Source organism: Tsuneonella mangrovi, assembly GCF_002269345.1.
Lineage (GTDB): Bacteria > Pseudomonadota > Alphaproteobacteria > Sphingomonadales > Sphingomonadaceae > Tsuneonella > Tsuneonella mangrovi.
The window spans coordinates 2,342,060-2,365,584 of the sequence record NZ_CP022889.1 but is presented as its reverse complement, the minus strand read 5'-3'; the positions used below and the strand labels follow the sequence as shown (position 1 = coordinate 2,365,584).

The window sequence follows — 23,525 nt, the reverse complement described above, 5'->3', positions numbered from 1 at the left end:
GACACGTGATGCCCGAGGCGCGATATCCGGCTGTTGCTAGATCTCCACGCTACGCAGTCGCAACGAATTGGTGACGACCGAGATCGACGATGCACTCATGGCAAACGCGGCAAACATCGGACTGATCAGGATGCCGAAGACGGGATAGAAGACCCCGGCGGCGATGGGCACGCCGATGGCGTTGTAACCGAGCGCGAAGAACAGGTTCTGGCGGATGTTACGCATCGCAGCCTGTGCCAATCGCCGTGCTCGCACGATCCCGTCGAGGTTGCCCTTCACCAGCGTCAGCCCGGCGCTTTCGATCGCGACATCGGCTCCGCTGCCCATCGCGATCCCGACATCGGCCTGAGCCAAAGCGGGGGCATCGTTGACCCCGTCGCCCGCCATTGCGACCTTGGCACCTTGCTGCTGCAACTCGGCGACGATGCGCGCCTTGTCCTGCGGCAGGACGTCGGCCCGGATCTCGTCGATGTCGAGCTTCGCCGCGACGGCCTTTGCAGTCCGCTCGTTGTCGCCCGTCGCCATGATGATGCGAAGGCCGAGAGAGTGGAGCTGCTTGAGTGCAGCAGGAGTGGTTTCCTTGATCGGATCGGCGACGCTGACGAATCCGGCCAGCCGCCCGTCCACCAGCACGAACATCACTGTTTCACCCTGGTCGCGGCGAAGGTCGGTCTTTTCCTCAAGCTCACCAAGATTGCCCCCGAGATCAGTCACCAGTCGGGCATTGCCGAGCGCGACCCGGCGACCACCCACGCTGCCCATCACTCCTTTGCCGGTCACGGCCTCGAAGCCGTCCGCCTTCCCAAGCGCAATCCCCTTTGCCTGCGCGCCGTTCACGATTGCCTCGGCAAGCGGATGCTCCGAACCGCGTTCGAGGCTCGCAGCCAGGCGCAGGACGTCGCCGGAATCGAAGCCATGTTCCGCCTCGACCGCGACGAGTTTCGGCTTGCCTTCGGTCAGCGTCCCGGTCTTGTCGACGATAAGGGTATCGATCTTTTCGAACCGCTCCAGCGCCTCCGCATTGCGGATCAGGACGCCGGCTTGTGCGCCGCGCCCCGTAGCGGTCATCACCGACATCGGCGTAGCCAGCCCAAGCGCACAGGGGCAGGCGATAATCAGCACTGAGACGGCTGCGATCAGGGCATAGGAAAGCGCCGGGGTCGGGCCGAACATTGCCCAGCCGATGAACGCCAGAACTGCCACGCCGATGACGGCAGGCACGAACCAGCCGGCCACCTTGTCGGCATATTTCTGGATTGGTGCACGCGAACGCTGGGCCTTCGCGACCATTTCGACGATCTGGCTCAGGACGGTATCGGCACCAACGCGCTTCGCTTCTATCACAAGGCTGCCGTTGCCATTTATCGTTGCGCCGGTGACGCTGTCGCCCGCGGACTTTTCTATAGGGACCGGTTCGCCGGTGATCATGCTCTCGTCGACGGATGAATGGCCTTCGACCACTTCGCCGTCCACCGGCACCTTCTCGCCGGGGCGCACGCGAAGCCGGTCGCCAACATTGATGGTTTCCAGCGGAACCTCCTCTTCGGTTCCGTCAGCGCGAATGAGGTGCGCCGTCTTTGCCGCGAGATCGAGCAGCGCCCGGATCGCCTTGCCGGTGCCTTCGCGGGCACGCAGTTCCATCATCTGGCCAAGCAGGACAAGGACGACGATTACCGCCGCCGCTTCGAAATAGACCGGCACGGTCCCGTGTGCGTCACGGAATCCGGCAGGAAAGATCCCCGGCACGATTACCGCGAACACGCTGAACGTCCACGATGCGACGACCCCCATCGAAATCAGCGAGAACATGTTGAGGTTCCAGCTGCGGAACGAACGCCAGCCGCGCAGCAGGAACGGCAATCCGCACCACATGACGACAGGCGTGCCAAGAGCCAGTTCCACCCATTGCGCAGCCTGCTGGCCGATCGCCTGCCGAATCCAGCCAAGCCCCACCATCGGCCCCATTGAAAGGACCAGCAGCGGAATTGCCAGCGCCGCGCCGATCCAGAAGCGGCGGGTAAAGTCGACCAGCTCCGGATCTGGCCCCGTGTCTTCGGCGGAGAATGCCTCCGGTTCAAGCGCCATGCCGCAGAGCGGACAGCTGCCGGGTCCGACCTGGCGGATTTCAGGGTGCATCGGACAGGTGTAGATCGTGCTTTCAGGCACTTCATCCGCCGCCTTACGGGGAGCGCCTGATAGGTAATGTTCGGGATCGCCTACGAACTTCTCGCGGCATCCGGCAGAGCAGAAATAGTAGGTTGCGCCAGCGTGCTCGGCGAAGTGCTTCGCGCCGTCGATAGTCACGCTCATCCCGCAGACGGGATCAGTTGCGGTGCCGTCACCGCCGTGGTCGCGATGACCGCAATGGGAATGATCGTGTTCCATCAGAACCAGGCCCTCACACCTACAAGTAACGAAACTCGGTCGGGCCTCTCACCGGCGAGCCGTGCATAATCGGCACTCCGGCCGAGCTTTGCCTCGTAGCCAACGCCGACATATGGCGCGAACTCGCGCACGATCTCGTAGCGCAGACGAAGCCCGGCCTCGACGGAAGCGAGACCCGCCCCGATCCTGAGTTCAGGGATATCCTGCGCCGCCAGGGAGAGTTCGACACGCGGCTGGAGAATGAAGCGCTGGGTGATGCGCTGGTCGTATTCACCCTCGATACGCGCCGTTAGGTCGCCCCGATCGGACAGGAAAGCTGCAGCGTCCACATCGAACATGTAAGGCGCTAGGCCCTGGACGCCGAGCACGGCTTGAGCGCGGCTGCCAGGCTCGAAGTCATAGCGCACGCCGGTCTGCAGATCGAACCAGGGGCCGATTGCATGGCTCCACAGGGCCTGCACTTCCGCCTTCTCGACAGACGCTTGAAAAGCACCCTCGCCTTCGCTCTTGAGCCATAGCTTGTCGGTATCGCTGCCGTGCCACGCTTGAGCATCCCAGAGGTAAAGGTCTTCACCCTTGCCGATGCGCGCTTCGAGCCGGTCGAGCATGAATGTGCCCCCGGACCAGCCGCCGTTCGCCGGGCCAAGCTCCCTTCTCGAAGGGGCCATCGCATCTGAGCCGTAGACCGTATCGGCAGCATGGTCCGGACCGTCGAAAGCGCGCGATGGCGGTCCGGGCGCAGCAGCCTTCGACATCTGGCCTGATGCCATCGCACCCTGGGTTTTCGCACTCATGTCCATCGTGGAGTGGTCCATCGCTCCATGCCTGGCATGTGCATCGGCTCGCGATGTGTCCGGTGCCTTCTCCTCCATCGAGGGATGGTCAGCATGACCCACGGTATGGGCAGCCTCCTGCGCGACCGCAGGCGTTGCAACCGAAACAACGGCAGCCAGAAGAAGTGCGCGCATCATGCCTCTTCCCCCGGCAGGGGGCGCACGGTCACCACCTGAAACATCCCGGCGTGCATGTGGTAGAGCAGGTGGCAGTGGAACGCCCAGTCACCCGGCTCGTTGGCGGTCAGGTCGAAGGTCGCGGTTCCGCCCGGCTGGACGATGACCGTATGTTTACGCGGTTGGTGCGTCGCATCGGCACCGTTCACCAGTTCGAAGAAATGCCCGTGAAGATGGATCGGGTGCGCCATCATTGTATCGTTGACCAGCTTCACGCGCACCCGCTCGTCGTATCCGAAGCGGATGGGGTGATCGGTCACCGCATCGAACTTTTCACCGTCGAACGACCACATGTAGCGTTCCATGTTGCCGGTGAGGTGGATCTCCAGACTGCGATCTGGCGGGCGCAGCGGATTGGGTGCCGTTGACTTCAGGTCCGTATATCGCAGCACCCTGTGGTCGACATGATCGAGCCCTAGGCCGGGGAAATCCATCCGGTCGACTGGCATGGGGGCAACCATTTCGACGCCAGCTCCCTGCGCATCGGGGGGTAATTTCGACATGTCTCGCATCGACATGTCGTGCGTCGTGCCCCCCATTGCCTGATCGTCCATCTTCATTCCCGGCATCGCGCCGTGGCCGGAATGATCCATTCCGCCACCGCCCGAGTGCATGGAACCCATGCCCATGTCGGCCATTGTCAGCGTTACCGGTGCACGCAGTGGTGGAACGAGCGACCGCCGACCTGGAGTGGAGGTCAGTGTAGCTACACCCATCCCCGAACGGTCCATCGCCTCGGCAACAAAGGTATGCGCGCCATCGCCGGGTTCGACCAACAGATCGTAGGTTTCCGCAACGCCCATCTGCAGCTCGTCGACGGTAACGGGATCGACATCCTGGCCGTCGGCCTGGATCACCGTCAACGGCACACCCGGAATGCGCACGTTGAAGAACGTCATTGCACTGCCGTTGATGATCCGCAGCCGCACGCGCTCGCCGGGCCTGAACAGCATTTCCAGATCGTCGACAGGCGCATGGCCATTGACGAGGTAGCTGTAGGTCGAGCCGGTCACGTCGAGGATATCGCGCGGGTCCATGCGCATTCCGCCCCAACGAATGCGATCGGCGACCGACATTGTCCCCTCGGTTGCAGTCTGGCGGGTGTAATTGAAATATCCTTCGGCAACCTTGAGCTTTCGCATCACCTCATGCGGATTCATCGGAGTAAAGTCGCTTAGAAGCAGGACGAATTCACGATCGTAGGATGCGGTCTCGCCGCCTGCTGGATCGATTACGATCGGCCCGTAGTGCCCCGATTGTTCCTGCAGGCCCGAATGGCTGTGCCACCAGTAAGTGCCGGCCTGCCGGATGGGAAATTCATAGGTGAATGTCTCGCCCGGCTTGATGCCCGGAAAGCTCACACCCGGCACCCCGTCAAACTGAAACGGCACCAGCATGCCGTGCCAGTGTATCGAGCTGTCCACATCGAGATCGTTGGTGACATGGAGTCGGACGTTCTGCCCCTCGCGCAAGCGAACCAGCGGGCCGGGAAGACTGCCGTTGACCGTGACGGTGCTTGCCGACCGACTTCCAGCGGTGAAGCGGCTTCGACCAATGCTCATGTGGATATCGTCGCCTTGCAGCGTGCCGAAACCCTTGCGCGCCGACGCGAGATTGAGCCCCCTCGCCCAAGCCGGCATTGGGACAGCAGACACTGCCGCGAGCGCGGCACTGCTTGTGATCAGGTTCCGCCGCGAAATGACTGGCGAATCGGGCATGTCTTGAGTTCTCCTGTGCTGCAGGATATATACCCCCCTAGGGTATTTTAATAGGTGTCGGAAATGTCGTGCGACAACAACGCCAAGGCAAAGGTGAATCGCCTCAACCGTATCGCCGGCCAGGTTCGCGGGATCGGACAGATGGTGGAGGACGGAAGATACTGCATCGATATCCTGACGCAGCTGCAGGCAGTGAAGTCGGCGCTCGCCAAGGTCGAGAGCGAAGTGCTGAAGGACCACGCCGCAAGCTGTGTGGCGGACGCCATCGCTTCTGGCGACGAAGCCGAGCAGCGCGCAAAGTTCAACGAACTGGTGGAACTGATGGAGCGCCAAAGGCGCTAACTTATCAATTAGAAGAAACTCATTCGCTCGATCAGTGCAATGTCCGCTTTCGGGTCGTTACCGGAATGCCCGGTTTCGGTGTCTTGTGCCTACATAGCAGTCATGCGCGAGAGGCCTTTGGCGGTTTACAGCGATATCGCAACCCATTGAAAAGAAAAGGGCCATTTTCGATCGAGTTTACACCGAAAAGCGCAGAAAACTGCGATTGCTTTCAGCTTGGGAAGCTGCTGCTCTACCATTGAGCTACACCCGCAAGTGCCTGACCTGGAACGGTTAATCGGCAAGGCACCGAGTCCCGGCCGCACCGCCCGTCAGGAAGCGAGCGGCGCTTGCCACAGCCATCCTGCCTTGGTCAACCGAAACACGCGGGCCCGTCAGCCAAAGCCGCCGAGAAATTCCTCGACGTTCGCCGCCAGTGCATCGACCGCATAGCCGCCTTCCATCGCGATCACTGTGGGCAGGCCCAGTCCCGCGATCCGCTCGGCGATGCGGCGATAGTCTGCGGTGACGAGCCGGAAGTGCGAGATCGGGTCGTCGGCGAAGGTGTCCGCGCCGAACGATACGACGAGGAATTTCGCGCCCCAGTGCGCGATCGCCTCGAGCGCGCGGCCCAGCGCCGGTTCGTATCCGGCCCAACCCGTCCCGCGCGGCAGCGGCAGGTTGAGCGTCGAACCCGCGCCCTCGCCCTCGCCGGTCTCATCGGCATGGCCCCAGAAGAACGGATAGTCGGTCACCGGGTCGGCGTGGATCGAAGCGAAGAACACGTCGCCGTCGGCATAGAAGATATCCTGCGTGCCGTTGCCGTGATGGTAGTCGACGTCGAGGATCGCAACCGGACCAAGCCCCATTGCGGAAGCGCGGCGAGCGACGATCGCGGCGTTATTGAGATAGCAGTATCCACCCATGTAGTCCGCCCCGGCGTGGTGTCCGGGTGGGCGGCACAGCGCGAAGGCGCGGGGCTCACCGCCGGCAACCGCATCGAGCGCGCTCAATGCGCTTTGGGCGGACCAGTACGCGCTTTGCCAAGTGTGCTGCGCGATCGGGGTCGAGGCATCGAACGAAAACTGCCCGATCTTCGCGTCGATCCTTTGCAAGTCGAGCGCGCGCCGCCGCACCACCGGAAAGGCATAGCCGATCGCATCGCCCGCGCGCCCTGCCGCCAGCCATTCGTCGTGCGCACTGCGCAGGAACTCGACGTAAGCGGCATCGTGCACCGCGAGGATCGGTTCGAGCCCGAAATCGGCCGCCGGCTCGGCTGCGCAACGAGCAGCAATCGAGGCCATCCGGCTCGGGCATTCCGCATAAGGCACCCATTCGCCGTTGTGCAACTCGCGCTCTGGCGCATGAAGCAGCTGGCGATCGTCGCTGAAGGTTCTCATCCGTACTCCAGTGTCCTCTACGCTTGCCGGATTTCCGCCGGCTCCATCTTCGCATGCGATGGTCTCATGCAACAGGCGGACCGGGCATTGCGCCCGGGATATTATTGCCGCACCGAGCGTTGTCGACGCGAAACGGAGGGTGATGGGAGTTTTCATGCGCAATTCATTGCTTGTCGTTGGACTGGTCTTTGCGCTCATGGCATGTCACCGGGCACCGACCGACGAGGCCACCGGCGCGGCCACGGCCAGCGCCACCCCCACGCCGACAATCCCGAAAGCTATGCAAGGCAAGTGGGGTATGGTCCCGGCGGATTGCGAGAAGGGCCGGAGCGACGCCAAGGGGCTGCTGATTGTAGGCCCCACGACGCTGACGTTTTACGAATCGGTGGGCACGCTCAAGACTGTCGAGCAGCTGGGCGACACGTCGCTCGATGCCCAGTTCGCCTTCACCGGCGAAGGGACAAGCTGGACGCAAGAAGAGATGCTCGAGCTCGAGGACGGGGGCAGGACGCTGTCGCGCAGCGAGACCGGCGCACCCGAAGCGGGCGGCGGGCCGTTCAGCTATTCGCGCTGCCCGGCGTAAATGAGAGCAAAGGGAGTTCGCGCGGCTAGGTCGCGCGCTCAGGCGTCATCGGCGGTCGCGGGGAGTCCGGCTCCGGCTTCTTCCGCCTTCGCTGCCTTCTTCTCGTTGCGCCACATCAGCAGCAAAGAAATCTCGAACAACCCGAGCAACGGGATGCCGAGCATCAGCTGGCTGACGACATCGGGCGGGGTGATCACCGCGGCGACGATGGCGATACCGACGATCACGTAGCGCCGCGCCTTCGACAGCTGCTGGCGCGAGACGATCCCGGCGCGATTGAGCAACAGCAGAAGGACCGGCAACAAGAAACTTGCCCCGAACGCGAGGATGAACTGCATCACCAGGCTGAGGTAGTCGCCCATCGCCGGGAGCGCTTCCTGCTTGAGTCCGCCGCTCATGCCCTGGAACCCGAGGAACCATCGGAAGGCCATTGGCATCACAATGAAATAGGCCAGGCTCGCACCCATCAGGAACAGGACCGGGGTAGCGATCAGGAACGGCAGGAACGCCTTCTTCTCGCGCGCATAGAGCCCCGGCGCGATGAACGCCCACAGCTGGTTGGCGATGATCGGGAACGCAAGGAAGAACGCGGCGAACAGCGCCACTTTCACTTCGGTGAAAAAGGCTTCGTAGAGCTTAGTATAGACCAGACGCCCTTGCCCGGCGGGGAACGCTTCGGTCAGCGGACGGACGAGAAAGCCGAAAATGTCGCTGGCGAAATAGAAGCAGATGCAGAACGCCACCACCAGTGCGGCGATCGAGCGCAGCAGCCGCGTGCGTAGTTCCACCAGGTGGTCGAGCAGTGGAGACTGCGTTTCGTCGATATCGCTGATCTTGAAGGGCATCGCGATTATCCCAGCGGCAGCTCGGGCTCGTCGCCCGGCTTCTTTGCAGGGAGCAGGTCGGTCGGTTCTCCCTCATCGCTCGCTTCGGGCGCGGGCAACGGAGTCATCTCGTACTCGCTGAGGTCGGCCTCAGGATGCTCGGCCATGATCCGGGCGTTCTGCTCGGCCCATTTCTTCTCCATCTCCTCCATCTCCGCCTCGCGGATCATCGCTTCGACCCCTGCGCGAAAATGGTTGGAGACGCGCCGAACCTGCCCGATCCAGCGCCCTGCAGTGCGCAGCGCGGTCGGCAGCTCTTTCGGACCGATGACGACGACCGCCACGATCACGATCAGCAGTATTTCGGACCAGCCGATATCGAACATGGCGGGCGGATCGCCCCTTCAGGCGGCGATCAGGATTCGGTCTTGTCGGCCGGCTTTGGCTCGGCGGTGGGCGCGGGATCGGCCTGCGGCGGCTGGAGCTTGTGGGTTTCGCCCTTTTCGCCTTCGTTCATGCCTTGCTTGAAGCTGTTGATGCCCCTGCCGAAATCTCCCATCATTTCGGAAATGCGGCCCTTGCCGAACAGCACGAGGATCACGAGGGCGATAATGAGGAGTTGCCAGACACCGACTTGCATGGGTCAATTCTTCCGTTTGGGGACCTGAAATTCCAATATAGGCGCTTTGCCGGGCGCTGGCCAGTCAGACCGCGTCTTCCTCTGCCTCGTCCGGTTCGCTCCCCGCGTCCTCACCCTCGTCGCCTGAACCGGATGTGAGCGCCTCGAAGGCATCGTCGACCGGATCGAGCAGCCCCGCCGCCTTCAATTCGTCGATGCCCGGCAGGTCGCGGCGCGATTCGAGCCCGAAGTGGGCGAGGAATTCCTGCGTCGTGGCGTAGATCACCGGGCGTCCGGGCACTTCGCGCCGCCCGGCCACGCGCACCCAACCCGCTTCCATCAGCACGTCGAGCGTGCCCGACGAGGTCTGCACTCCACGGATCGATTCGATCTCCGCACGGCTGACCGGCTCGTGATAGGCGATGATCGCCAGCACTTCGGTCGCCGCGCGGCTCAGGCGGCGGACCTGCTCGCGCTCGCGCCGCAGGATATGGGCGAGATCGGGCGCAGTCTGGAAATGCCATCGCCGGTCGCGCTCGACCAGCTGCACGCCGCGCCCTTCGTAGTGCATCGCAAGCGAGCGCAGCGCCTGCCGCACGTCGGCAGCGGCGGCGTCGCCGAGGTGACCCGCCAGCGCTTCGGGCGTCATCGGCTCTTCCGCCGCAAACAGCGTCGCTTCGACTGCGCGCTCGAGATCGTCGGGGCGGGTCATGCCTTGGCCCTCCGCAGGCGCAGTGGCCCGAAGGTGTCTTCCTGCGCCAGTTCGGCACGCCCCAGCCGGGCCAGTTCGAGCGCAGCGACGAAGCTGCTCGCCAGCGCCGACTTGCGCAGCCGCGGATCGGCATGAGCAGGCAGGAATTCGCTGATCTCCATCCAGTCGAGCGTGACGCCGAGCATCGCCGAGACCCGTTCGAGCGCCGAATCGAGCGTCATCACGGGGCGTTCGCGGACCATGTGGACCACCGGCACGTTGCGCGCGTTGACCTGGCCGTAGGCGCGCACCAGCGAATACCAGTCGCATTGCCACACGCTCTTGCGGTCGGTCCTCAGGCCTTCGGGCGCGCCGCGCAGGAACACGTCGCGGCCCAGCCGGTCGCGCGCCATCAACCGCGCCGCCGCTTCGCGCATCGCACCGAGCCGCTGGAGCCGCAGTTGCAGCCGCAGCGCGAGATCCTCGGGGCTCGGGTCTTCCTGCTCGTCCCTCGGCAGCAGCAGCGCCGACTTGAGGTAGGCCAGCCACGCCGCCATCACCAGGTAGTCAGCCGCCAATTCAAGCCGAAGCGCTTCGGCACGCTCGATATAACCGAGGTATTGGTCGACCAGCGCGAGGATCGAAATCTGCCTGAGGTCGACCTTCTGCCGCCTCGCGAGGTCGAGCAGCAGGTCGAGCGGCCCCGCCCAGCCGTCGAGCTCGAGATAGAGCGCGGTATCGCCGCCTTGGGCGGTTCCGGGTGCGATCCAGTCGGCATCGCCAGCGGCGGGCGCATCGAGCGGGAGCGCAAGCTCGTTCATGCGGCCTCTCCCGCGAGCGCCAGCAACTGGTCGCGGGTCGCGAGCAGTGCGGCCTTGTCCACCGCTTCGGTTGCGCCTGTGCCAGCCAGCGCGCGATCGAGCCGGTCAGCGGTTTTCGCGCCCATCGCTGGCAAGCGGTCGGCAATGCCGACCATGTCGTCGATCTTGGCCCAGCAGTTGAGCACGAGGTCGCAGCCCGCCGCGATCGCGCGTTCGGAGCGTTCGGGAATCGTGCCGTCGAGCGCTTCCATGTCGATATCGTCGGTCAGCAACAGCCCGTCGAACCCGATCTTCCCGCGAATGATGTCGCCGATGATCGTCGGCGAGAGCGTCGCCGGGTTTTCGCTGTCCCATGCCGTGAACAGCAAGTGCCCGGTCATCCCCACGAGTGCCGAATTGAGCGCGCGGAACGGCGCGAGATCGACCTCGAGTTCCTCCTCGCTCGCGGTGATCGTCGGCATCTCCTTGTGCGTATCGCACTGGCTGCGCCCGTGACCCGGCATATGTTTGATGCACCCGGTAACGCCCGCAGCGGCCAATCCTTCGAGGATCGCACGCCCCAGCGCCGCCACCCGCAGCGGCTCGCTGCCCAGCGCGCGGTCGCCGATCACGTCGTGCGCGCCGGGTTGCCGCACGTCCAGCGGAGGATGAAAATCGACCGTCACTCCGGCTTCGGCCAGCTCGATCCCCATCGCCTGCGCATTGGCACGAACGGCAGCAATCGCGGAGGATGGAGCAATCTCGTAGAGCGCATCGAACGCGGCGCCGGCGGGAAATGGTGACCATTCCGGCGGGCGCATTCGCGCGACCCGGCCGCCTTCCTGGTCGATCGACACCAGCAGGCGCTCGCGCCCGTGGATGCTGCGCAAGTCGTCGGTCAGTGCGCGGACCTGAGCGCGATTTTCGATATTGCGCCCAAACAGGATATAGCCAGCCGGATCGGCCTCCTTGAAGAAGGCGCGCTCCTCGGCGGTCAGCGCCGGACCCGAAATGCCGAAAATGGCTGGCGTCATAGGAGGAAAGTCGCAGGTAGCCGCGATTCAGGCAAGCGTGTGCGCGGTCGGTGGTGTGGACAGTGCGAAGGGGGTAACTTGCACCTTGCTAGTGCCGCTGGACCGAAACCTTGGCCCTCAGCGCAGCGAGCGCCGCAGCAACTGTCGGTTTGTCTGCACAATCGACTCCGCGCACCGCCAGCGAGATCACCACTTCCTGGTTATGATCGGGGGTGTTCGCGAAATACTGGTCGAGCGCGACGCCCCCTTTCGGATCCCAGCCGTTGTCGCGCAGCCAGGCGGGATCGTGGTCCCCGGCAACATCCTCGGCCGAAAGCTCGAAGCACTGCTCGCGCCGGTGAAATCCGGCTGTTGGCCAATCGTCTATGGGCAAGTCCGAATAGTCCGACGCGCCGCTGCCATCCTCGACCTGCTCGGCGTGCACAATCACCGCTTCGCGCTGCCCGAGAAACGCCGCCAGCGACACTGCGAATGGGTGGCCATTGAACACCGCATGGCGGCTGGTCGGACCGGCCACGCGGAAGTCGCCTGAGACCGTTATCCGCATCGGTAACGCATTGGTGGTCTCGATCGCGTTGCTACCGATAGCGATATAGCTGAACTGTGCGGGTTTGGCCGGGTTTGTCGCCGGAGCTGGCACGCAAGCCGACCCGAGAAGTAACGCTCCCGCAACCAGCGAGCGAAGATTCAGGGTTTCACCTGGCAAGCGATCCCGTCGCCCTTTAGCGCCGCACACAGTGCGTTGGCCGCGCCCAGGTCGCTCGCCATCGCCTGCAGGCGATAGACAGTACCGATATCGGCCTGCCCCTGCACGATCCGATGGCGCACACCGCTGAGCTTGTCGGTCTGGCTAGCCAGCTTGTTCCAGCCCGACTCGGCGGCAGATTGGCTCGAGTAGGCGCCGACTTGCACCGCCACGCCGCCCGTAGAGCTGCCGCTCGCATCACCGGTATCGATGCTCGGTTTGGGCGCCGAATCGGTCGCAAGGCGGCCTTCCTTGGTCTGCCCTTCGCCCACTGCCGGAGCGACGTTGCCGGTTCCTTCGAACTTGCGCCCGCCAGGGTTCTCCGGCTTTGCCTTGTAGTCGCCCTTGGGCGCGGCAATCGTGCTGCCGTCAGCCACGAGGTTCTTGTCATGGCCACGCTGGCCGATCCACCAGATCAGCCCGACGATCACCGCCAGCGCGAGCAGCGCGAGCAATGCAAAGCCGACGATCCGCCCGGTATCGACCGCGCCTTCCTCGGCATAATCCTCGTCGGACTCGAGCCACGGCAGACGCTCTTCGTCATCGGCGAGCGCCAGTTCCTCGTGCTCGTCACCATCGAGATCGATGGGATCTTCGTCGTTGCCGGCCCCCGCCATGATTACATCTCCTCCACTGCCTCGACACCAAGCAGCGCGAGGCCATTGCGCACTACCTGCCCGATCTGGGCAGCGAGGAAAAGCCTCGCCTGCGAAAGCGCAGCGTCCTGTGTCACGATGAAGCGCTTTTCGGGGCGGTCGTTCCCGAGGTTCCAGAAGGCATGGAGAGCTGCCGCAAGATCATAAAGATAGAATGCGATCCGGTGCGGTTCGCGCGCCGCCGCCGCACCTTCGACCATGCGCGGGAACTGCGCTGCGAGCCGCACGAGGTCGAGCTCTTCCGCCCCCAGCCGGTCGAGCGCCGCCGGATCGGGTTCGAGCCCTCCGGCCTTCGCCTTGCGCAGCGTCGAGCTGATCCGCGCGTGGGCATACTGGACGTAGAACACCGGGTTGTCCTTGCTCGCTTCGACCACCTTGGCGAAGTCGAACTCCATCTGCGCTTCGGGCTTGCGGGTCAGCATGGTGAAGCGCACCACGTCCTTGCCCACTTCATCGACCATGTCGGCAATGGTCACGAAGTTGCCCGAACGCTTGGACATCTTGGCCGGCTCTCCGCCGCGCATCAGCTGGACCATCTGGACCAGCTTGACGTCGAACGGGATCGGCTTGCCTTCCCCTTCTGAGAGAGCCGCGACCGCCGCCTTGATCCGCTTGACGGTCCCGGCGTGATCCGCGCCCCAGATGTCGATCAAAGCGTCGGCGTGTCCCGCCTTCTGCATATGATACGCGAGGTCGGCCCCGAAATAGGTCCACTTGCCGTCGGACTTACGGATCGGCCGATCCTGGTCATCACCGAATTTCGTGCTGCGGAACAGCGGCAGCTCGACCGGCTCCCAGTCTTCCGGCGGGGCCTTGCCCTTGGGCGCTTCGAGCACGCCGTCGTAGACGAGGTCGTGCGCGCGCAGCCACTTCTCGGCCGTCGCGGGCTTGCCCTCTGACTGGAGCACCGCTTCGGACGAAAACACATCGTGATGGATGCCGAGCAGCGCGAGGTCGGCGCGGATCATGTCCATCATTGCCGCCACCGACCTTTCGCGGAACAGCACGAGCCATTCGGCTTCGGGCGCGGCTGCGAACCTGTCGCCATACTCCTGCGCCAATGCTGCACCGATCGGCTTGAGGTAGTCGCCAGGATAGAACCCCTCGGGGATTGCACCGATGTCCTCGCCGAGCGCTTCGCGGTAGCGCAAGTGGACCGAGCGGGCGAGCGTATCGACCTGCCCGCCGGCATCGTTGACGTAGTATTCGCGCGTGACGTCGTGCCCGGCAAATTCGAGCAGCGTCGCCAGCGCATCGCCGACCACAGCGCCGCGGCAATGGCCCATGTGCATCGGCCCGGTCGGGTTGGCCGAGACGTATTCGACGTTGACCCGCGTCCCCGCCCCCATCGTCGAACGACCGTAGTCCGCGCCCAGCGCGGCGATCGCCGCCAACTCGTCGAGCCACACCGATTCGGCGAGCCGCAGGTTGATGAACCCCGGTCCGGCGATCTCGGCGCCAGTCACGGCCGGGTCTTGCGACAGGCGCTCGACGATCTTCTCGGCCAGCGCGCGCGGGTTGGTCTTCGCCTGCTTGGCAAGCACCATCGCGGCATTGGTCGCCAGATCGCCGTGCGAAGGATCGCGCGGCGGCTCGACCGTCACGTTGGTGGTGGATACCCCGACGGGCAGATCGCCGTCCGCTTCCAGTGCGGACAGGACATCGGCAATGCGCCCGGCAAAGGCGGAATGAAGCGTTGCAGTCTCGGACATGGCCGCGCGCCTAGCCGAACTGGCCGAAAGAGCAAGTTTCGAGGCGATTCAAGCCGCCTCCCGGGCCGAGCGAATCAGCGTGTGACGTTGTAGGCCAGCTGGTCCTGGGTAAGCTGGAAGCCGACCAGCAGCTCGAACGTCGCGCGCTCGACCGCGGCCTTGACCGACGGGTCGGACAGCGGATCGACCGCAGCGTCGGCATCGCCCGCCTTGCGCGGCTTGGTGATCTGCTTGCGGATATCCTCGGGCAGGGTGGCTGCCGCGCGATCGACGAAGGCCCCGGCCTGCGCGCTGGCGCTTGTTCGTGCCTGCCCGTTCGCAAAGTTGAGCGTGACCTGGCCAACCCGCTTGGTGACGACCGAGCTGCCACCGCGCACCACGGTGGAATAGTAAGGCAAGGTCACTTGCCGTGCGCCCTGCGTGTTCGTGCGGGTGGCGTAAACGTTGAACGTCACGTTGGTGTATATCTTGTCCGCCGCAGTTTCGTCGCAGGTCGAGCGGACATCGGTGATCGTCGCAGTCACATCGACGTTAGCGGCCGACTTATCTCCGGGCGTGCGGAAAGTGGTGATGTCGCCGGTGTAGTCGGGCACGCCAACCGCCGGGCACGGCGTGCGCACTGCAGTAATGCCCACGCCATCGGACATCACGACATCGCCGCTGTGCTTGCAGCCGGCGAGCGCTGCGCCCATCATCAGGATTGCGGCAAGGCGATAGCGAGCGATCATGTGCGGTAGGTTCCCATTCAAACTGTCGGCAGACGCCCTAGCGGCGCGCGCAGCGAAGCGCTAGGGGCCAGCGGATGAATGCGCCATTGCCCACCCCGAATTCCCCAGCGGACCGCCTGCCGCTGACCGTGCTGATCGCTGCCCCGCGCGGGTTCTGCGCCGGGGTCGACCGGGCGATCGAGATCGTCGAGCGCGCACTCCAGCGATATGGCGCTCCGGTCTATGTCCGCCACGAAATCGTCCACAATCGCTTCGTGGTAGAGAGCCTGAAGGCCAAGGGAGCGATTTTCGTCGAAGAGCTCGACGAAGTGCCTGAGGACGCGCCGGTGGTGTTCAGCGCGCACGGCGTGCCCAAGTCGGTCCCGGCCGAAGCCACCCGGCGCGGGCTCGAATGGCTCGACGCGACCTGCCCGCTGGTCAGCAAGGTCCACCGTCAAGCCGAACGCCAGATCGAGGCCGGGCGGCATATCGTGTTCATCGGCCACGTTGGCCACCCCGAAGTGATTGGCACGATGGGCCAGGTCCCCGCTGGCGCAATCACGCTGGTCGAGACGGTGGACGATGTGAGCGGGCTGGAATTTGCGGAGAGCACCGATCTGGCGTTCCTGACCCAGACGACTCTCTCGGTCGACGATACCGCAGAGGTTGTCGCCGCGCTCAGGGCGAAATATCCTCAGATCGTCGGGCCCAAGGCGGAAGACATCTGTTACGCCACGTCCAACCGGCAGGCGGCGGTCAAGCAAGTGGCACCAGGTAGCGACCTGGTGCTGGTGATCGGGGCGCCTAATTCGTCAAACTCGCTGCGCCTCGTCGAAGTCGCCGAGCGCTGCGGGACCGATGCGAGACTCATCCAGCGCGCAAGCGATATCGATCCGGCATGGCTCGACGGGGTTGGCACAGTGGGTGTTACCGCCGGCGCCTCTGCCCCCGAGAAACTGGTGCGCGAAGTGGTCGACCGGCTCAGCGAGCTGCGCGTGGTGGAAGAACACACGCTCGTCTCCGCGGAGGAGAAGATGGTGTTCAAGCTGCCGCGCCAGCTCGTCGACTGAAGGCGACCGGAGGAGCGCGTGGCAGTCTATACCCATCTCGGAGCGGAGGATCTTGCCGAGCTGATCTCCACTTACGATGTGGGCGAACTGGTATCGGCCAAGGGTATCGCCGAAGGGGTCTCCAACTCCAACTGGCTGGTCGAGACGACCGGTATCGATGGCACCGGCGCACGATTCATCCTGACGATGTACGAACGGCGGATCGACACCGCTGAACTGCCCTTCTTCCTCGGCCTGCTCGACCACCTTTCTGCGCGCGGCTGCCCGGTGCCGCGCACGATCCACGACCGCAGCGGAGCGGCATGGCGCACCCTCGACGGCAAGGCGGTGGCGCTGATCGAATTCCTTCCCGGCGTTTCGGTTGACCGTCCCACTCCCAAGCAAGCCCGCTCGGTCGGCGCAGCGCTCGCCGGGATGCACCAGGCGACGCTCGACTTCCCGCAGGTGCGCGCGAACGATCTCGGCATCGATGCCAGCCTCGATACGCTCTCCGCTTGCGGCCCGGAAGCGCTCGCCGGGATCGATTCGGGGCTGCCGGCAATGATTGGTGAAGCCGAACGGATCAGCGCGCGCTGGCCGAAAGACCTGCCGACGGCGATCTGTCATACTGACTTGTTCCCCGACAATGTGCTGATGCGCGGCAGCCGGGTCAGCGCGATGATCGACTTCTACTTCGCCTGCTCCGATGCGATGGCCTACGACCTCGCCGTGACCCATGCGGCGTGGAGCTTCGGCCAAGACACGGGAGATTTTGATCCGGCAGTCGGGCAAGCGCTTCTCGCGGGATACGAATCTGTGCGTCCGCTCGAGCCGCAGGAGCGGGCCAGCCTGCCGGTCCTCGCCGAAGGGGCATGCCTGCGGTTCATTGCCAGCCGCGCCGAAGACTGGATCGGCACCCCGGTTGACGCGCTCGTCAATCGCAAGGACCCGATGGAATTCGTCCGGCGGCTCGAATTCTACGCCGACGCGGGCGATAGCCCCTTTAAATCGACGGCCACCTGAACCAGATTCAACGGCGTATGAAGCAAGTCGAAATCTTCACCGATGGCGCGTGCAAGGGCAATCCCGGGCCGGGCGGCTGGGGCGCAATCCTGCGTATGGGTCGCCACGAGAAGGAACTGTCGGGCGGTCATTCGGAAACCACCAACAACCGGATGGAGATGACTGCGGCGATTCGCGCGCTCGAGGCGCTGATCGAGCCGTGCGACGTCGCGCTGCATTCCGACAGCAAATACGTGATCGACGGGATCACCAAGTGGGTTCACGGATGGAAGAAGCGTGGCTGGATCAATTCCAGCAAGCAACCGGTCCGCAACAAGGACCTGTGGCACGAGCTGATCGCCGCAGCGCAAACGCACCGGATCGAATGGGTTTGGGTGAAAGGGCATAACGGCCATCCCGAGAACGAGAGGGCCGACCAGTTGGCCGTGGCGGCGGCCGAAGCCGCCGCCAGCGAGGCCTAAAGCGGACTAGCTGTCGTCGACGACGTCGGCGCCCGGGCCGTTCTTCTTGATCGACTCGATGGCGTTCTTGGCGCTGGCCTTCGACGAATACCCTTCGGTAGAGAACATGATCTCGTCATTGTACTTGAAGCGGACGCGGAATTCGCCGGCCTTGTCCTTGTAGATCTGGAAATGGTGCGCCATCGAGCCGTCTCCTTTTTCGATGTTGATTGCGATCGATACCCTAACTGCTGTCTCGTGCCTGTCTAGGGGGTGAACCGCGCCGGATCGTAAATAGTGCTGTCAATGCCTTGCGTTAGATCGTCGCGGTAGATGCCGAGCAGCAGCTGCGCACCGAGCCGGGCAGCGGCCGGAGCCGTCTGGAACCCGAAGCCGCCCTGCCCGGCAAACCAGAAGAACCCCGGCACCATCGGGTCGAACCCGAACACCGGTGCCCGGTCGGGCGCGAACGAACGCAGCCCCGCCCACTTGCGTTCGACCGCCTCGACCCGCCAGTCGACCACCCGGGAGAACCGGTCGATCGCTTCGGCCACTGCCAGTTCTTCAGGCGCCGCATCGCACGGCGGTGAAGGCACCTCGTCGTGCGGGCTGAGCCACAGTCGCCCACTTTCGGGCTTGAAATAGAACCCGCCGGAAATGTCGAGCACCAGCGGCAAGTCGGCAAGCGCCGCGGGTTCGGTTCGCACTTGCGCGACGGTGCGCCGCAGCGGCCGGATCCCGATCGGATGCGCTCCAAATGTCTCCGCGAGCGTATCGGCCCACGCCCCGGCGGCGTCGACCACTATTCCCGCACCTAAACTTTCGCCCTGTTCGGTTTCAATCCGCCAGCGTCCGCCTTCCCATTCCGCGCGTGAGACACGTGCGCGGGTGAGCAACCGCACACCCCCGCGAGCAGCCGAAGCAAGGTAATGCTGGTGGAGCCCCGCGACGTCGATGTCCGCACAGCCCGGTTCCCACAAGGCGCGGGTCCACTTCTCGCGCAGCCCCGGCAGCATCGCTGCAAGCCGATCGCGTTCGAGCCGCTCGATGTTCACGCCGCTGTCGGCGAACCGGCGAACGAAATCGTCCATCGCGGGCCCGTCTTCTTCGCGGCCGATGTAGAGCGCGCCGCGCGGCGAGAGAAAGCCGTGTTCGCGCAGCCAGCGCCCGGAAGGCAAGGTCAGCGGGACGATGTCCGGTCCGCCGTAGCATTCCTCCCAGAACGCGGCGGAACGGCCCGAGGTGTGGTAACCCGGCCGATCCTCTGCCTCGAGAAGCGCTATGCGGCCCGCACCAAGTGCCGCCAATTCGGCTGCAATGCTGGCCCCGGCGATTCCCGCGCCGACAACCGCAATGTCGAATGTCTCGTTCACCTGGCCTTGACGATCCCGTCGATGAAGGTGTCGATCGCCTCGATCGCGCGATCGCGCACCGGATCGACCTCGCGCAGGATCTCGTGGTGGGCTTCGTTCCCGAACGCAACCAGCTTGCAATCGGGCAAGCGGGCGGCTGCGCGCTCGATCGCATCGAATGCCACCAGCTTGTCGGCCCGGGTCGCCACGATCAGGACCGGTATGTGCACGCCTTCAAGCAGCCCGGGCGCAAAAAGCGCCTTTGTCGAGGCATAGGCACGTTCGACCCAACCCCAGCTGCCCGGCCCCATCACCAGTTCGGGGCGATGTTCGCGCCACCACAACTCGTCGGCATAGCGACCATCGTCGTGCGTCAGCAGCGCTTCGCGCCCCTCAGGCACTTCGCCCGGCTTTTCGCTCCACTTCCACGCTGGCCGGCGCGGATCGCCCAGCGACTTCATCAGCCGCGCGGCGGCATGCATCACGCCCAGCGGAAGCGGGCCGAGAAAGCCGAGCATCGGTGCAGACAGCACGAGGCCGTCCGGCTCGACCCGCTTTTCCGCCACTGAGCGCAGCACCAGGTGTCCACCCATCGAATGGCCGGCAAGGATATGCGGCCCGGGAGTCTCGGCAACCCACCTGGCCCAGAAGCCCGCGAGATCGTCGATCCATGTCTCGAAGTCGTCGATGTGGCCAGTAACGCCATCCGCCCCTAGGCGGCCGGAGCCTGCCTGCCCGCGCCAGTCGCTGGCCGTCACGTGCCAGCCTCGGCGATACCAATGATCGAGCGTTTCGAGATACTTCTCGTAGAAATCACCCCGCCCGGGCATGAACAGGATTGAACCCTTTGGCGTGCCGCCGTCGCCTAACGCCCAGTCGATCCGACGAACCGGATGGCCGTCGGCAGTGTGCCACTTGCCCTCGACCGCACCAGCCGGGATCGCCCGGCGGGCGGCAGGGTTTCCCTCGGCTTGATCGATCTGGCTAATCTCGTCACTCCGGACTTGGTTACTTTTTGGTAAGCACTCGCCTGTAGCACTCGGTTTCGACGGGGAAACCTTGGGGGCTTCAAGCGTGCTTCAATACCTGCACTACGGACTGCTGGCAGCATTGGCAATCGCGCTGCTGTTCGCCGCCTTCACCGACTGGCGCCGGCGCCAGATCGACAACTGGCTCAACGCTGCCATCGCGCTCACTGCGCCGCTGTTCTGGTGGAGCAGCGGGTTAACGCTGTGGCCCGGCGTCGCATTGCAACTGGCGATGGCAGTCGCCGCATTTGTCGTTTTCGCAACGCTGTTTGCGTTGAAATGGATGGGCGGCGGCGATGTGAAGCTGCTGGTCGCGCTGGCGCTGTGGTTTCCGGCGACCGACCACGCCTATCTCTCGCTCGACCGTACCTACCCGTATCTCCAGCTGCTGGTGATCATGGCGGTGCTGGGCGGCGTTCTCACGCTGGTGATGGGGGCCTGGCACATCGCCCGGCGCCAGAAGCACCGGCTAGCCATTCCCTACGGCCTCGCGATCGCTGCGGCCGGTTTGTGGGTGCTGAGCGATCAATATCTGCCCGCAGCGCGTTCGGCGCTGATCGGGTGAACCTGATTTTAACCGTTCGGATCGTACTGACCGAAACCATACCCGCCCAAATGTCAGGGCGATGGTCATGAGGGGGCTTCGATAGCCATGGACAGGAAAAAGCTGGTTTTGCTCGTTGGCGCACTGGTGATCGCAATCGCGACCGCCCTGATGGCCCGCAGCATGTTCGCCGGGGCTGGTGCCCCATCGGCCGATGCCGCGGCCAGGAAGCCGGTAGGCCCGAAGGTACTGGTCGCGCAGCGCGTGCTGCCGACCGGCACGATCATCACGGCCGATGCAATCGGTTTCCAGCAGTGGCCCAAGGAGCTGGTCAAGGACGCCTACTTCATCGAAGGCGAATCCGACGTCTCCAAGCTGCTCGGCACGGTCGTGCGCTATCCGATCACGGCTGGTGAGCCGGTGACCCAGGGTGCGCTCGTCAAGCCGGGCGACCGCGGGTTCCTCGCTGCCGCACTCGGCCCGGGCATGCGCGCCGTCACGGTGCCTGTTTCGGCCAAGACCGGCGTGGCGGGTTTTGTTTTCCCGGGCGACCATGTCGACCTGGTGTTGACCCAGACTGTCAAGGGACCCGGAGACACCGGTTCGCTCAAGGCATCGGAAACGATCCTGCGCAATATCCGTGTGCTCGCGACCGACCAGTCGACCACGCAAGACACTGTTGACGGCAAGACCGTTGTCAAGGCGTTCCGCACCGTCACGCTGGAAGTGACGCCGAAGATCGCCGAGCAGGTTGCCGTTGCCCAGACCATCGGTACGCTCAGCCTGTCGCTGCGCTCGATCGCGGACAACAAGACCCAGCTCGAATCCGCAATAGCTTCGGGCAAGGTCAAGATTCCCGACAATGCGACACCGCAGCAGGAAGAGCTACTATTGGCAGAAGCGGCCAACCAGCCCGAAGACGGTCCGTCGACCTACCAGACCGGTGGTGACGTCTCGCGCTTCCAGCTCAAGAGCCTGCCCAAACCGGCTCCGCGCATGGTGCCCGGAATGGCCAACAACAGTGCGCTGATGATGCGCCCCGCAGGTCCGGTCGTCCGGGTCACCCGCGGCAAGGACACCTCGACCGTGATGCTTTCGAGCAGGACTGGTCAGGTGGTCGATTCTACCGCCGCAGCAGTCGGCAACGCCGGTCAGGCCATCGGTAACACGATGGGCAGCACCTATCCGTGAGGAGCGCAGCGATGACCGACACGCACACCATCCCGGATTTCGAATCCACTTCGAGGGGCAAGACAATGAAGCGTCGCCTAATCTCAACCATGCTGATCGCTGGCGTCGCCGCGCTGCCCCTCGCCGGGCTGCCCGCCGCCCCGGCGCTGGCCCAGCAGGCCCAGAGCACGGTTTCTCCCAGCCGCGACATCAACCTGTCGATCGGCCGCGGCGAACTGATCAACGTGCCCGGCACTATGTCCGACGTGTTCGTCGCCAACGACTCGATCGCCGACGTGCAGATCAAGTCCGCGCGCCAGCTGTTCCTGATGGGCAAGGCCGGCGGCGAGACCACCGTCTATGCAAGCAACAAGGCCGGTGACGTGATCTGGTCGGCCAACATCCGGGTCGGTTCGAACATCGACAGCGTGGGCCAGATGCTCACTCTTGCGATGCCCGAAGCCAAGATCGCGGTGAGCACGATGGGGGTCAACACCTTCCTGCTGACCGGCACCGTGGCCGCGCCGGAAGACGCTGCCGAAGCCGAGCGCCTGGTGCAGGCGTTCGTTGGCAAGGATGCCAACGTCATCAGCCGCCTGAAAACGGCGACCCCGCTGCAGGTCAACCTGCAGGTCAAGTTCGCCGAAGTCAGCCGATCGCTGGTTCGCGAACTGGGCTCCAACCTGACCACTTACAACACCGGTGACGGGTTCAAGATCGGTATCGGCAGCGGCCGCAACCTGGCGCAGGGCACCTACAGCCCGCAGGGGGGTCTCGGGGTCGGTTCCGGCGTCAAGGGCATCACCACCACGCTGCCCGACGGGACAACCGTAACCGGGCCGGGCGTCGATACGATCGGTTCGGGCTCGACCATTGCCGGCCTCGGCAAGCTGTTTGGCCTCAACGTGCTCGGCGCGTTCGACCTCGCCGAACGGATCGGCCTCGTCACCACACTGGCCCAGCCCAACCTGACCGCGATCTCGGGTGAAACTGCCGACTTCCTTGCCGGCGGCGAATACCCCATCCCGATCAGCCAGGGTCTCGGCACGACTTCGGTCGAATACAAGCGCTACGGCGTCAGCCTGTCGTACACGCCGACGGTTCTTGCCAACGGCCGCATTTCGCTGCGGGTCCGCCCGGAAGTGTCGGAGCTTTCGAGCCAGGGCGCAGTGACGCTGAACGGCTTCCAGATCCCGGCACTGACTATCCGCCGTGCGGAAACGACCATCGAGCTCGGCTCCGGCCAGAGCTTCATGATCGCCGGCTTGATGAGCAACAACGCGCAGAACTCGATCGACAAGACCCCGGCGCTCGGCGACGTACCGATCCTGGGTAACCTGTTCCGCTCGACCTCGTTCCGCAAGGGACAGACCGAACTGGTTATCGTGGTTACGCCGTATCTCGTGAAGCCGGTTGACAGCAGCGACATCAAGCTGCCGACCGACGGATTCTCCGCGCCGAACGAATTGCAGCGCTTCCTGGGAATGCAGGAAAGCGGCGGGAATACTTCGCCAGATCGGCCCAAGCCGACCGTCGAAGGCGGCACCGCGCCCGATCCTTCGGTTTCCTACATGATGGATCCGGCGGCGCTGCAGCAGGAGCAGAAATCGCTCCAGGCTGACGCCAAGGACACCCGCAAGAAGAAGGGCAAGCAGCGCCAGGCCAGTGCGGCCGACGTCGCGAAGCCCGGCTTCAGCTTCTAATCGAAAGGCTA

The 23,525-nt window shown here is 64.3% G+C and carries 25 protein-coding genes; 8 read left to right on the top strand and 17 right to left on the bottom strand.

Annotation, left to right across the window (positions count from 1 at the left end):
* Nucleotides 1-36 precede the first annotated feature (36 nt).
* Genes CJO11_RS11485 through CJO11_RS11475 form a run of 3 tightly spaced genes read right to left on the bottom strand, consistent with a single transcriptional unit; the run spans nt 37 to nt 5,113 of the window.
* Nucleotides 37-2,385, bottom strand: a complete 2,349-nt coding sequence (locus CJO11_RS11485; RefSeq protein ID WP_095012836.1) for a heavy metal translocating P-type ATPase — start codon at nt 2,383-2,385, stop codon at nt 37-39.
* Nucleotides 2,385-3,356: a copper resistance protein B gene (locus CJO11_RS11480; protein WP_338064641.1), complete on the bottom strand. Its 972-nt coding sequence runs from the start codon at nt 3,354-3,356 to the stop codon at nt 2,385-2,387. The genes CJO11_RS11485 and CJO11_RS11480 overlap by 1 nt, the downstream gene beginning before the upstream one ends.
* Complete coding sequence (locus CJO11_RS11475) at nt 3,353-5,113, bottom strand: copper resistance system multicopper oxidase (protein WP_095012834.1); 1,761 nt, start codon at nt 5,111-5,113, stop codon at nt 3,353-3,355. The genes CJO11_RS11480 and CJO11_RS11475 overlap by 4 nt, the downstream gene beginning before the upstream one ends.
* Nucleotides 5,114-5,176: 63 nt before the next feature.
* On the opposite strand from CJO11_RS11475, the gene CJO11_RS11470 reads away from it, so the two are divergent.
* On the top strand, nt 5,177-5,455 hold the full coding sequence (locus CJO11_RS11470; protein ID WP_095012833.1) for a metal-sensitive transcriptional regulator: 279 nt from the start codon (nt 5,177-5,179) through the stop codon (nt 5,453-5,455).
* Between the two features lie 374 nt (nt 5,456-5,829).
* On the opposite strand, the gene CJO11_RS11460 is transcribed toward CJO11_RS11470, so the two are convergent.
* The gene (locus CJO11_RS11460; protein WP_095012832.1) at nt 5,830-6,834 is read right to left on the bottom strand and encodes a histone deacetylase family protein; all 1,005 of its coding nucleotides are present in this window, start codon (nt 6,832-6,834) and stop codon (nt 5,830-5,832) included.
* Nucleotides 6,835-6,976: 142 nt separating this feature from the next.
* On the opposite strand from CJO11_RS11460, the gene CJO11_RS11455 reads away from it, so the two are divergent.
* Nucleotides 6,977-7,417 (top strand): hypothetical protein, encoded by a 441-nt coding sequence (locus CJO11_RS11455; RefSeq protein ID WP_205651070.1) that lies wholly within the window; start codon nt 6,977-6,979, stop codon nt 7,415-7,417.
* Nucleotides 7,418-7,455: 38 nt separating this feature from the next.
* Here the strand turns inward: CJO11_RS11455 and tatC are convergent, their stop codons facing one another.
* The 10 genes from tatC to CJO11_RS11405 form a co-directional block, all read right to left on the bottom strand.
* Nucleotides 7,456-8,262: a twin-arginine translocase subunit TatC gene (tatC, locus tag CJO11_RS11450; protein WP_095012831.1), complete on the bottom strand. Its 807-nt coding sequence runs from the start codon at nt 8,260-8,262 to the stop codon at nt 7,456-7,458.
* A gap of 5 nt (nt 8,263-8,267) precedes the next feature.
* A complete protein-coding gene (gene tatB / locus CJO11_RS11445; protein WP_095012830.1) occupies nt 8,268-8,627 on the bottom strand; it encodes a Sec-independent protein translocase protein TatB in 360 nt (119 codons plus the stop codon).
* Between the two features lie 29 nt (nt 8,628-8,656).
* Complete coding sequence (gene tatA / locus CJO11_RS11440; protein ID WP_095012829.1) at nt 8,657-8,881, bottom strand: twin-arginine translocase TatA/TatE family subunit; 225 nt, start codon at nt 8,879-8,881, stop codon at nt 8,657-8,659.
* Nucleotides 8,882-8,945: 64 nt separating this feature from the next.
* Nucleotides 8,946-9,572 carry an SMC-Scp complex subunit ScpB gene (gene scpB, locus CJO11_RS11435; RefSeq protein ID WP_095012828.1) on the bottom strand — a complete coding sequence of 209 codons (627 nt, stop codon included), beginning with the start codon at nt 9,570-9,572 and terminating at the stop codon, nt 8,946-8,948.
* Nucleotides 9,569-10,372, bottom strand: coding sequence for a segregation and condensation protein A (locus CJO11_RS11430; RefSeq protein WP_095012827.1), 804 nt, complete (start codon nt 10,370-10,372; stop codon nt 9,569-9,571). Before CJO11_RS11430 ends, scpB begins: the two co-directional genes overlap by 4 nt.
* Nucleotides 10,369-11,385, bottom strand: coding sequence for a beta-N-acetylhexosaminidase (gene nagZ / locus CJO11_RS11425; protein WP_095012826.1), 1,017 nt, complete (start codon nt 11,383-11,385; stop codon nt 10,369-10,371). Before nagZ ends, CJO11_RS11430 begins: the two co-directional genes overlap by 4 nt.
* 88 nt (nt 11,386-11,473) lie before the next feature.
* The gene (locus CJO11_RS11420; protein ID WP_095012825.1) at nt 11,474-12,025 is read right to left on the bottom strand and encodes a hypothetical protein; all 552 of its coding nucleotides are present in this window, start codon (nt 12,023-12,025) and stop codon (nt 11,474-11,476) included.
* A gap of 47 nt (nt 12,026-12,072) precedes the next feature.
* Nucleotides 12,073-12,747 carry an SPOR domain-containing protein gene (locus CJO11_RS11415; RefSeq protein ID WP_240504480.1) on the bottom strand — a complete coding sequence of 225 codons (675 nt, stop codon included), beginning with the start codon at nt 12,745-12,747 and terminating at the stop codon, nt 12,073-12,075.
* A 2-nt stretch (nt 12,748-12,749) separates the two neighbouring features.
* Nucleotides 12,750-14,498, bottom strand: a complete 1,749-nt coding sequence (argS, locus tag CJO11_RS11410) for an arginine--tRNA ligase (RefSeq protein WP_095012823.1) — start codon at nt 14,496-14,498, stop codon at nt 12,750-12,752.
* A gap of 74 nt (nt 14,499-14,572) precedes the next feature.
* Nucleotides 14,573-15,226: a hypothetical protein gene (locus CJO11_RS11405; RefSeq protein WP_095012822.1), complete on the bottom strand. Its 654-nt coding sequence runs from the start codon at nt 15,224-15,226 to the stop codon at nt 14,573-14,575.
* A gap of 74 nt (nt 15,227-15,300) precedes the next feature.
* Between CJO11_RS11405 and ispH the strand changes: the two genes are divergently transcribed.
* From ispH to rnhA, 3 genes are read left to right on the top strand one after another with little or no spacing between them, the layout of a single operon-like run.
* On the top strand, nt 15,301-16,275 hold the full coding sequence (gene ispH / locus CJO11_RS11400; protein WP_095012821.1) for a 4-hydroxy-3-methylbut-2-enyl diphosphate reductase: 975 nt from the start codon (nt 15,301-15,303) through the stop codon (nt 16,273-16,275).
* Nucleotides 16,276-16,293: 18 nt separating this feature from the next.
* Nucleotides 16,294-17,277 (top strand): homoserine kinase, encoded by a 984-nt coding sequence (gene thrB / locus CJO11_RS11395; RefSeq protein ID WP_095012820.1) that lies wholly within the window; start codon nt 16,294-16,296, stop codon nt 17,275-17,277.
* Nucleotides 17,278-17,294: 17 nt separating this feature from the next.
* Entirely contained in the window at nt 17,295-17,738 is a 444-nt protein-coding gene (gene rnhA / locus CJO11_RS11390) for a ribonuclease HI (protein ID WP_095012819.1), read from the top strand.
* 6 nt (nt 17,739-17,744) lie between these two features.
* Here the strand turns inward: rnhA and CJO11_RS11385 are convergent, their stop codons facing one another.
* From CJO11_RS11385 to CJO11_RS11375, 3 genes are all read right to left on the bottom strand, one after another.
* Nucleotides 17,745-17,921 carry a YegP family protein gene (locus CJO11_RS11385; protein ID WP_095012818.1) on the bottom strand — a complete coding sequence of 59 codons (177 nt, stop codon included), beginning with the start codon at nt 17,919-17,921 and terminating at the stop codon, nt 17,745-17,747.
* Between the two features lie 62 nt (nt 17,922-17,983).
* Nucleotides 17,984-19,090, bottom strand: a complete 1,107-nt coding sequence (locus CJO11_RS11380) for an NAD(P)/FAD-dependent oxidoreductase (RefSeq protein ID WP_095012817.1) — start codon at nt 19,088-19,090, stop codon at nt 17,984-17,986.
* Entirely contained in the window at nt 19,087-20,049 is a 963-nt protein-coding gene (locus CJO11_RS11375; protein WP_095012816.1) for an alpha/beta fold hydrolase, read from the bottom strand. Before CJO11_RS11375 ends, CJO11_RS11380 begins: the two co-directional genes overlap by 4 nt.
* Before the next feature lie 94 nt (nt 20,050-20,143).
* Here CJO11_RS11375 and CJO11_RS11370 point away from each other — a divergent pair, with 94 nt between their 5' ends.
* From CJO11_RS11370 to CJO11_RS11360, 3 genes are all read left to right on the top strand, one after another.
* Nucleotides 20,144-20,662 (top strand): A24 family peptidase, encoded by a 519-nt coding sequence (locus CJO11_RS11370; protein WP_095012815.1) that lies wholly within the window; start codon nt 20,144-20,146, stop codon nt 20,660-20,662.
* A gap of 87 nt (nt 20,663-20,749) precedes the next feature.
* Nucleotides 20,750-21,832 (top strand): Flp pilus assembly protein CpaB, encoded by a 1,083-nt coding sequence (gene cpaB, locus CJO11_RS11365; RefSeq protein WP_095012814.1) that lies wholly within the window; start codon nt 20,750-20,752, stop codon nt 21,830-21,832.
* A gap of 11 nt (nt 21,833-21,843) precedes the next feature.
* Nucleotides 21,844-23,514 (top strand): type II and III secretion system protein family protein, encoded by a 1,671-nt coding sequence (locus tag CJO11_RS11360; RefSeq protein ID WP_240504478.1) that lies wholly within the window; start codon nt 21,844-21,846, stop codon nt 23,512-23,514.
* Nucleotides 23,515-23,525 lie beyond the last annotated feature (11 nt).

What these genes read in the sequence shown, in the direction of transcription:
- CJO11_RS11485 (WP_095012836.1), bottom strand. Translation starts at nt 2,385, where the DNA reads ATGGAACACGATCATTCCCATTGCGGTCATCGCGACCACGGCGGTGAC.
- CJO11_RS11480 (WP_338064641.1), bottom strand. Translation starts at nt 3,356, where the DNA reads ATGATGCGCGCACTTCTTCTGGCTGCCGTTGTTTCGGTTGCAACGCCT.
- CJO11_RS11475 (WP_095012834.1), bottom strand. Translation starts at nt 5,113, where the DNA reads ATGCCCGATTCGCCAGTCATTTCGCGGCGGAACCTGATCACAAGCAGT.
- CJO11_RS11470 (WP_095012833.1), top strand. Translation starts at nt 5,177, where the DNA reads ATGTCGTGCGACAACAACGCCAAGGCAAAGGTGAATCGCCTCAACCGT.
- CJO11_RS11460 (WP_095012832.1), bottom strand. Translation starts at nt 6,834, where the DNA reads ATGAGAACCTTCAGCGACGATCGCCAGCTGCTTCATGCGCCAGAGCGC.
- CJO11_RS11455 (WP_205651070.1), top strand. Translation starts at nt 6,977, where the DNA reads ATGGGAGTTTTCATGCGCAATTCATTGCTTGTCGTTGGACTGGTCTTT.
- tatC (WP_095012831.1), bottom strand. Translation starts at nt 8,262, where the DNA reads ATGCCCTTCAAGATCAGCGATATCGACGAAACGCAGTCTCCACTGCTC.
- tatB (WP_095012830.1), bottom strand. Translation starts at nt 8,627, where the DNA reads ATGTTCGATATCGGCTGGTCCGAAATACTGCTGATCGTGATCGTGGCG.
- tatA (WP_095012829.1), bottom strand. Translation starts at nt 8,881, where the DNA reads ATGCAAGTCGGTGTCTGGCAACTCCTCATTATCGCCCTCGTGATCCTC.
- scpB (WP_095012828.1), bottom strand. Translation starts at nt 9,572, where the DNA reads ATGACCCGCCCCGACGATCTCGAGCGCGCAGTCGAAGCGACGCTGTTT.
- CJO11_RS11430 (WP_095012827.1), bottom strand. Translation starts at nt 10,372, where the DNA reads ATGAACGAGCTTGCGCTCCCGCTCGATGCGCCCGCCGCTGGCGATGCC.
- nagZ (WP_095012826.1), bottom strand. Translation starts at nt 11,385, where the DNA reads ATGACGCCAGCCATTTTCGGCATTTCGGGTCCGGCGCTGACCGCCGAG.
- CJO11_RS11415 (WP_240504480.1), bottom strand. Translation starts at nt 12,747, where the DNA reads ATGGCGGGGGCCGGCAACGACGAAGATCCCATCGATCTCGATGGTGAC.
- argS (WP_095012823.1), bottom strand. Translation starts at nt 14,498, where the DNA reads ATGTCCGAGACTGCAACGCTTCATTCCGCCTTTGCCGGGCGCATTGCC.
- CJO11_RS11405 (WP_095012822.1), bottom strand. Translation starts at nt 15,226, where the DNA reads ATGATCGCTCGCTATCGCCTTGCCGCAATCCTGATGATGGGCGCAGCG.
- ispH (WP_095012821.1), top strand. Translation starts at nt 15,301, where the DNA reads ATGAATGCGCCATTGCCCACCCCGAATTCCCCAGCGGACCGCCTGCCG.
- rnhA (WP_095012819.1), top strand. Translation starts at nt 17,295, where the DNA reads ATGAAGCAAGTCGAAATCTTCACCGATGGCGCGTGCAAGGGCAATCCC.
- CJO11_RS11385 (WP_095012818.1), bottom strand. Translation starts at nt 17,921, where the DNA reads ATGGCGCACCATTTCCAGATCTACAAGGACAAGGCCGGCGAATTCCGC.
- cpaB (WP_095012814.1), top strand. Translation starts at nt 20,750, where the DNA reads ATGGACAGGAAAAAGCTGGTTTTGCTCGTTGGCGCACTGGTGATCGCA.
- CJO11_RS11360 (WP_240504478.1), top strand. Translation starts at nt 21,844, where the DNA reads ATGACCGACACGCACACCATCCCGGATTTCGAATCCACTTCGAGGGGC.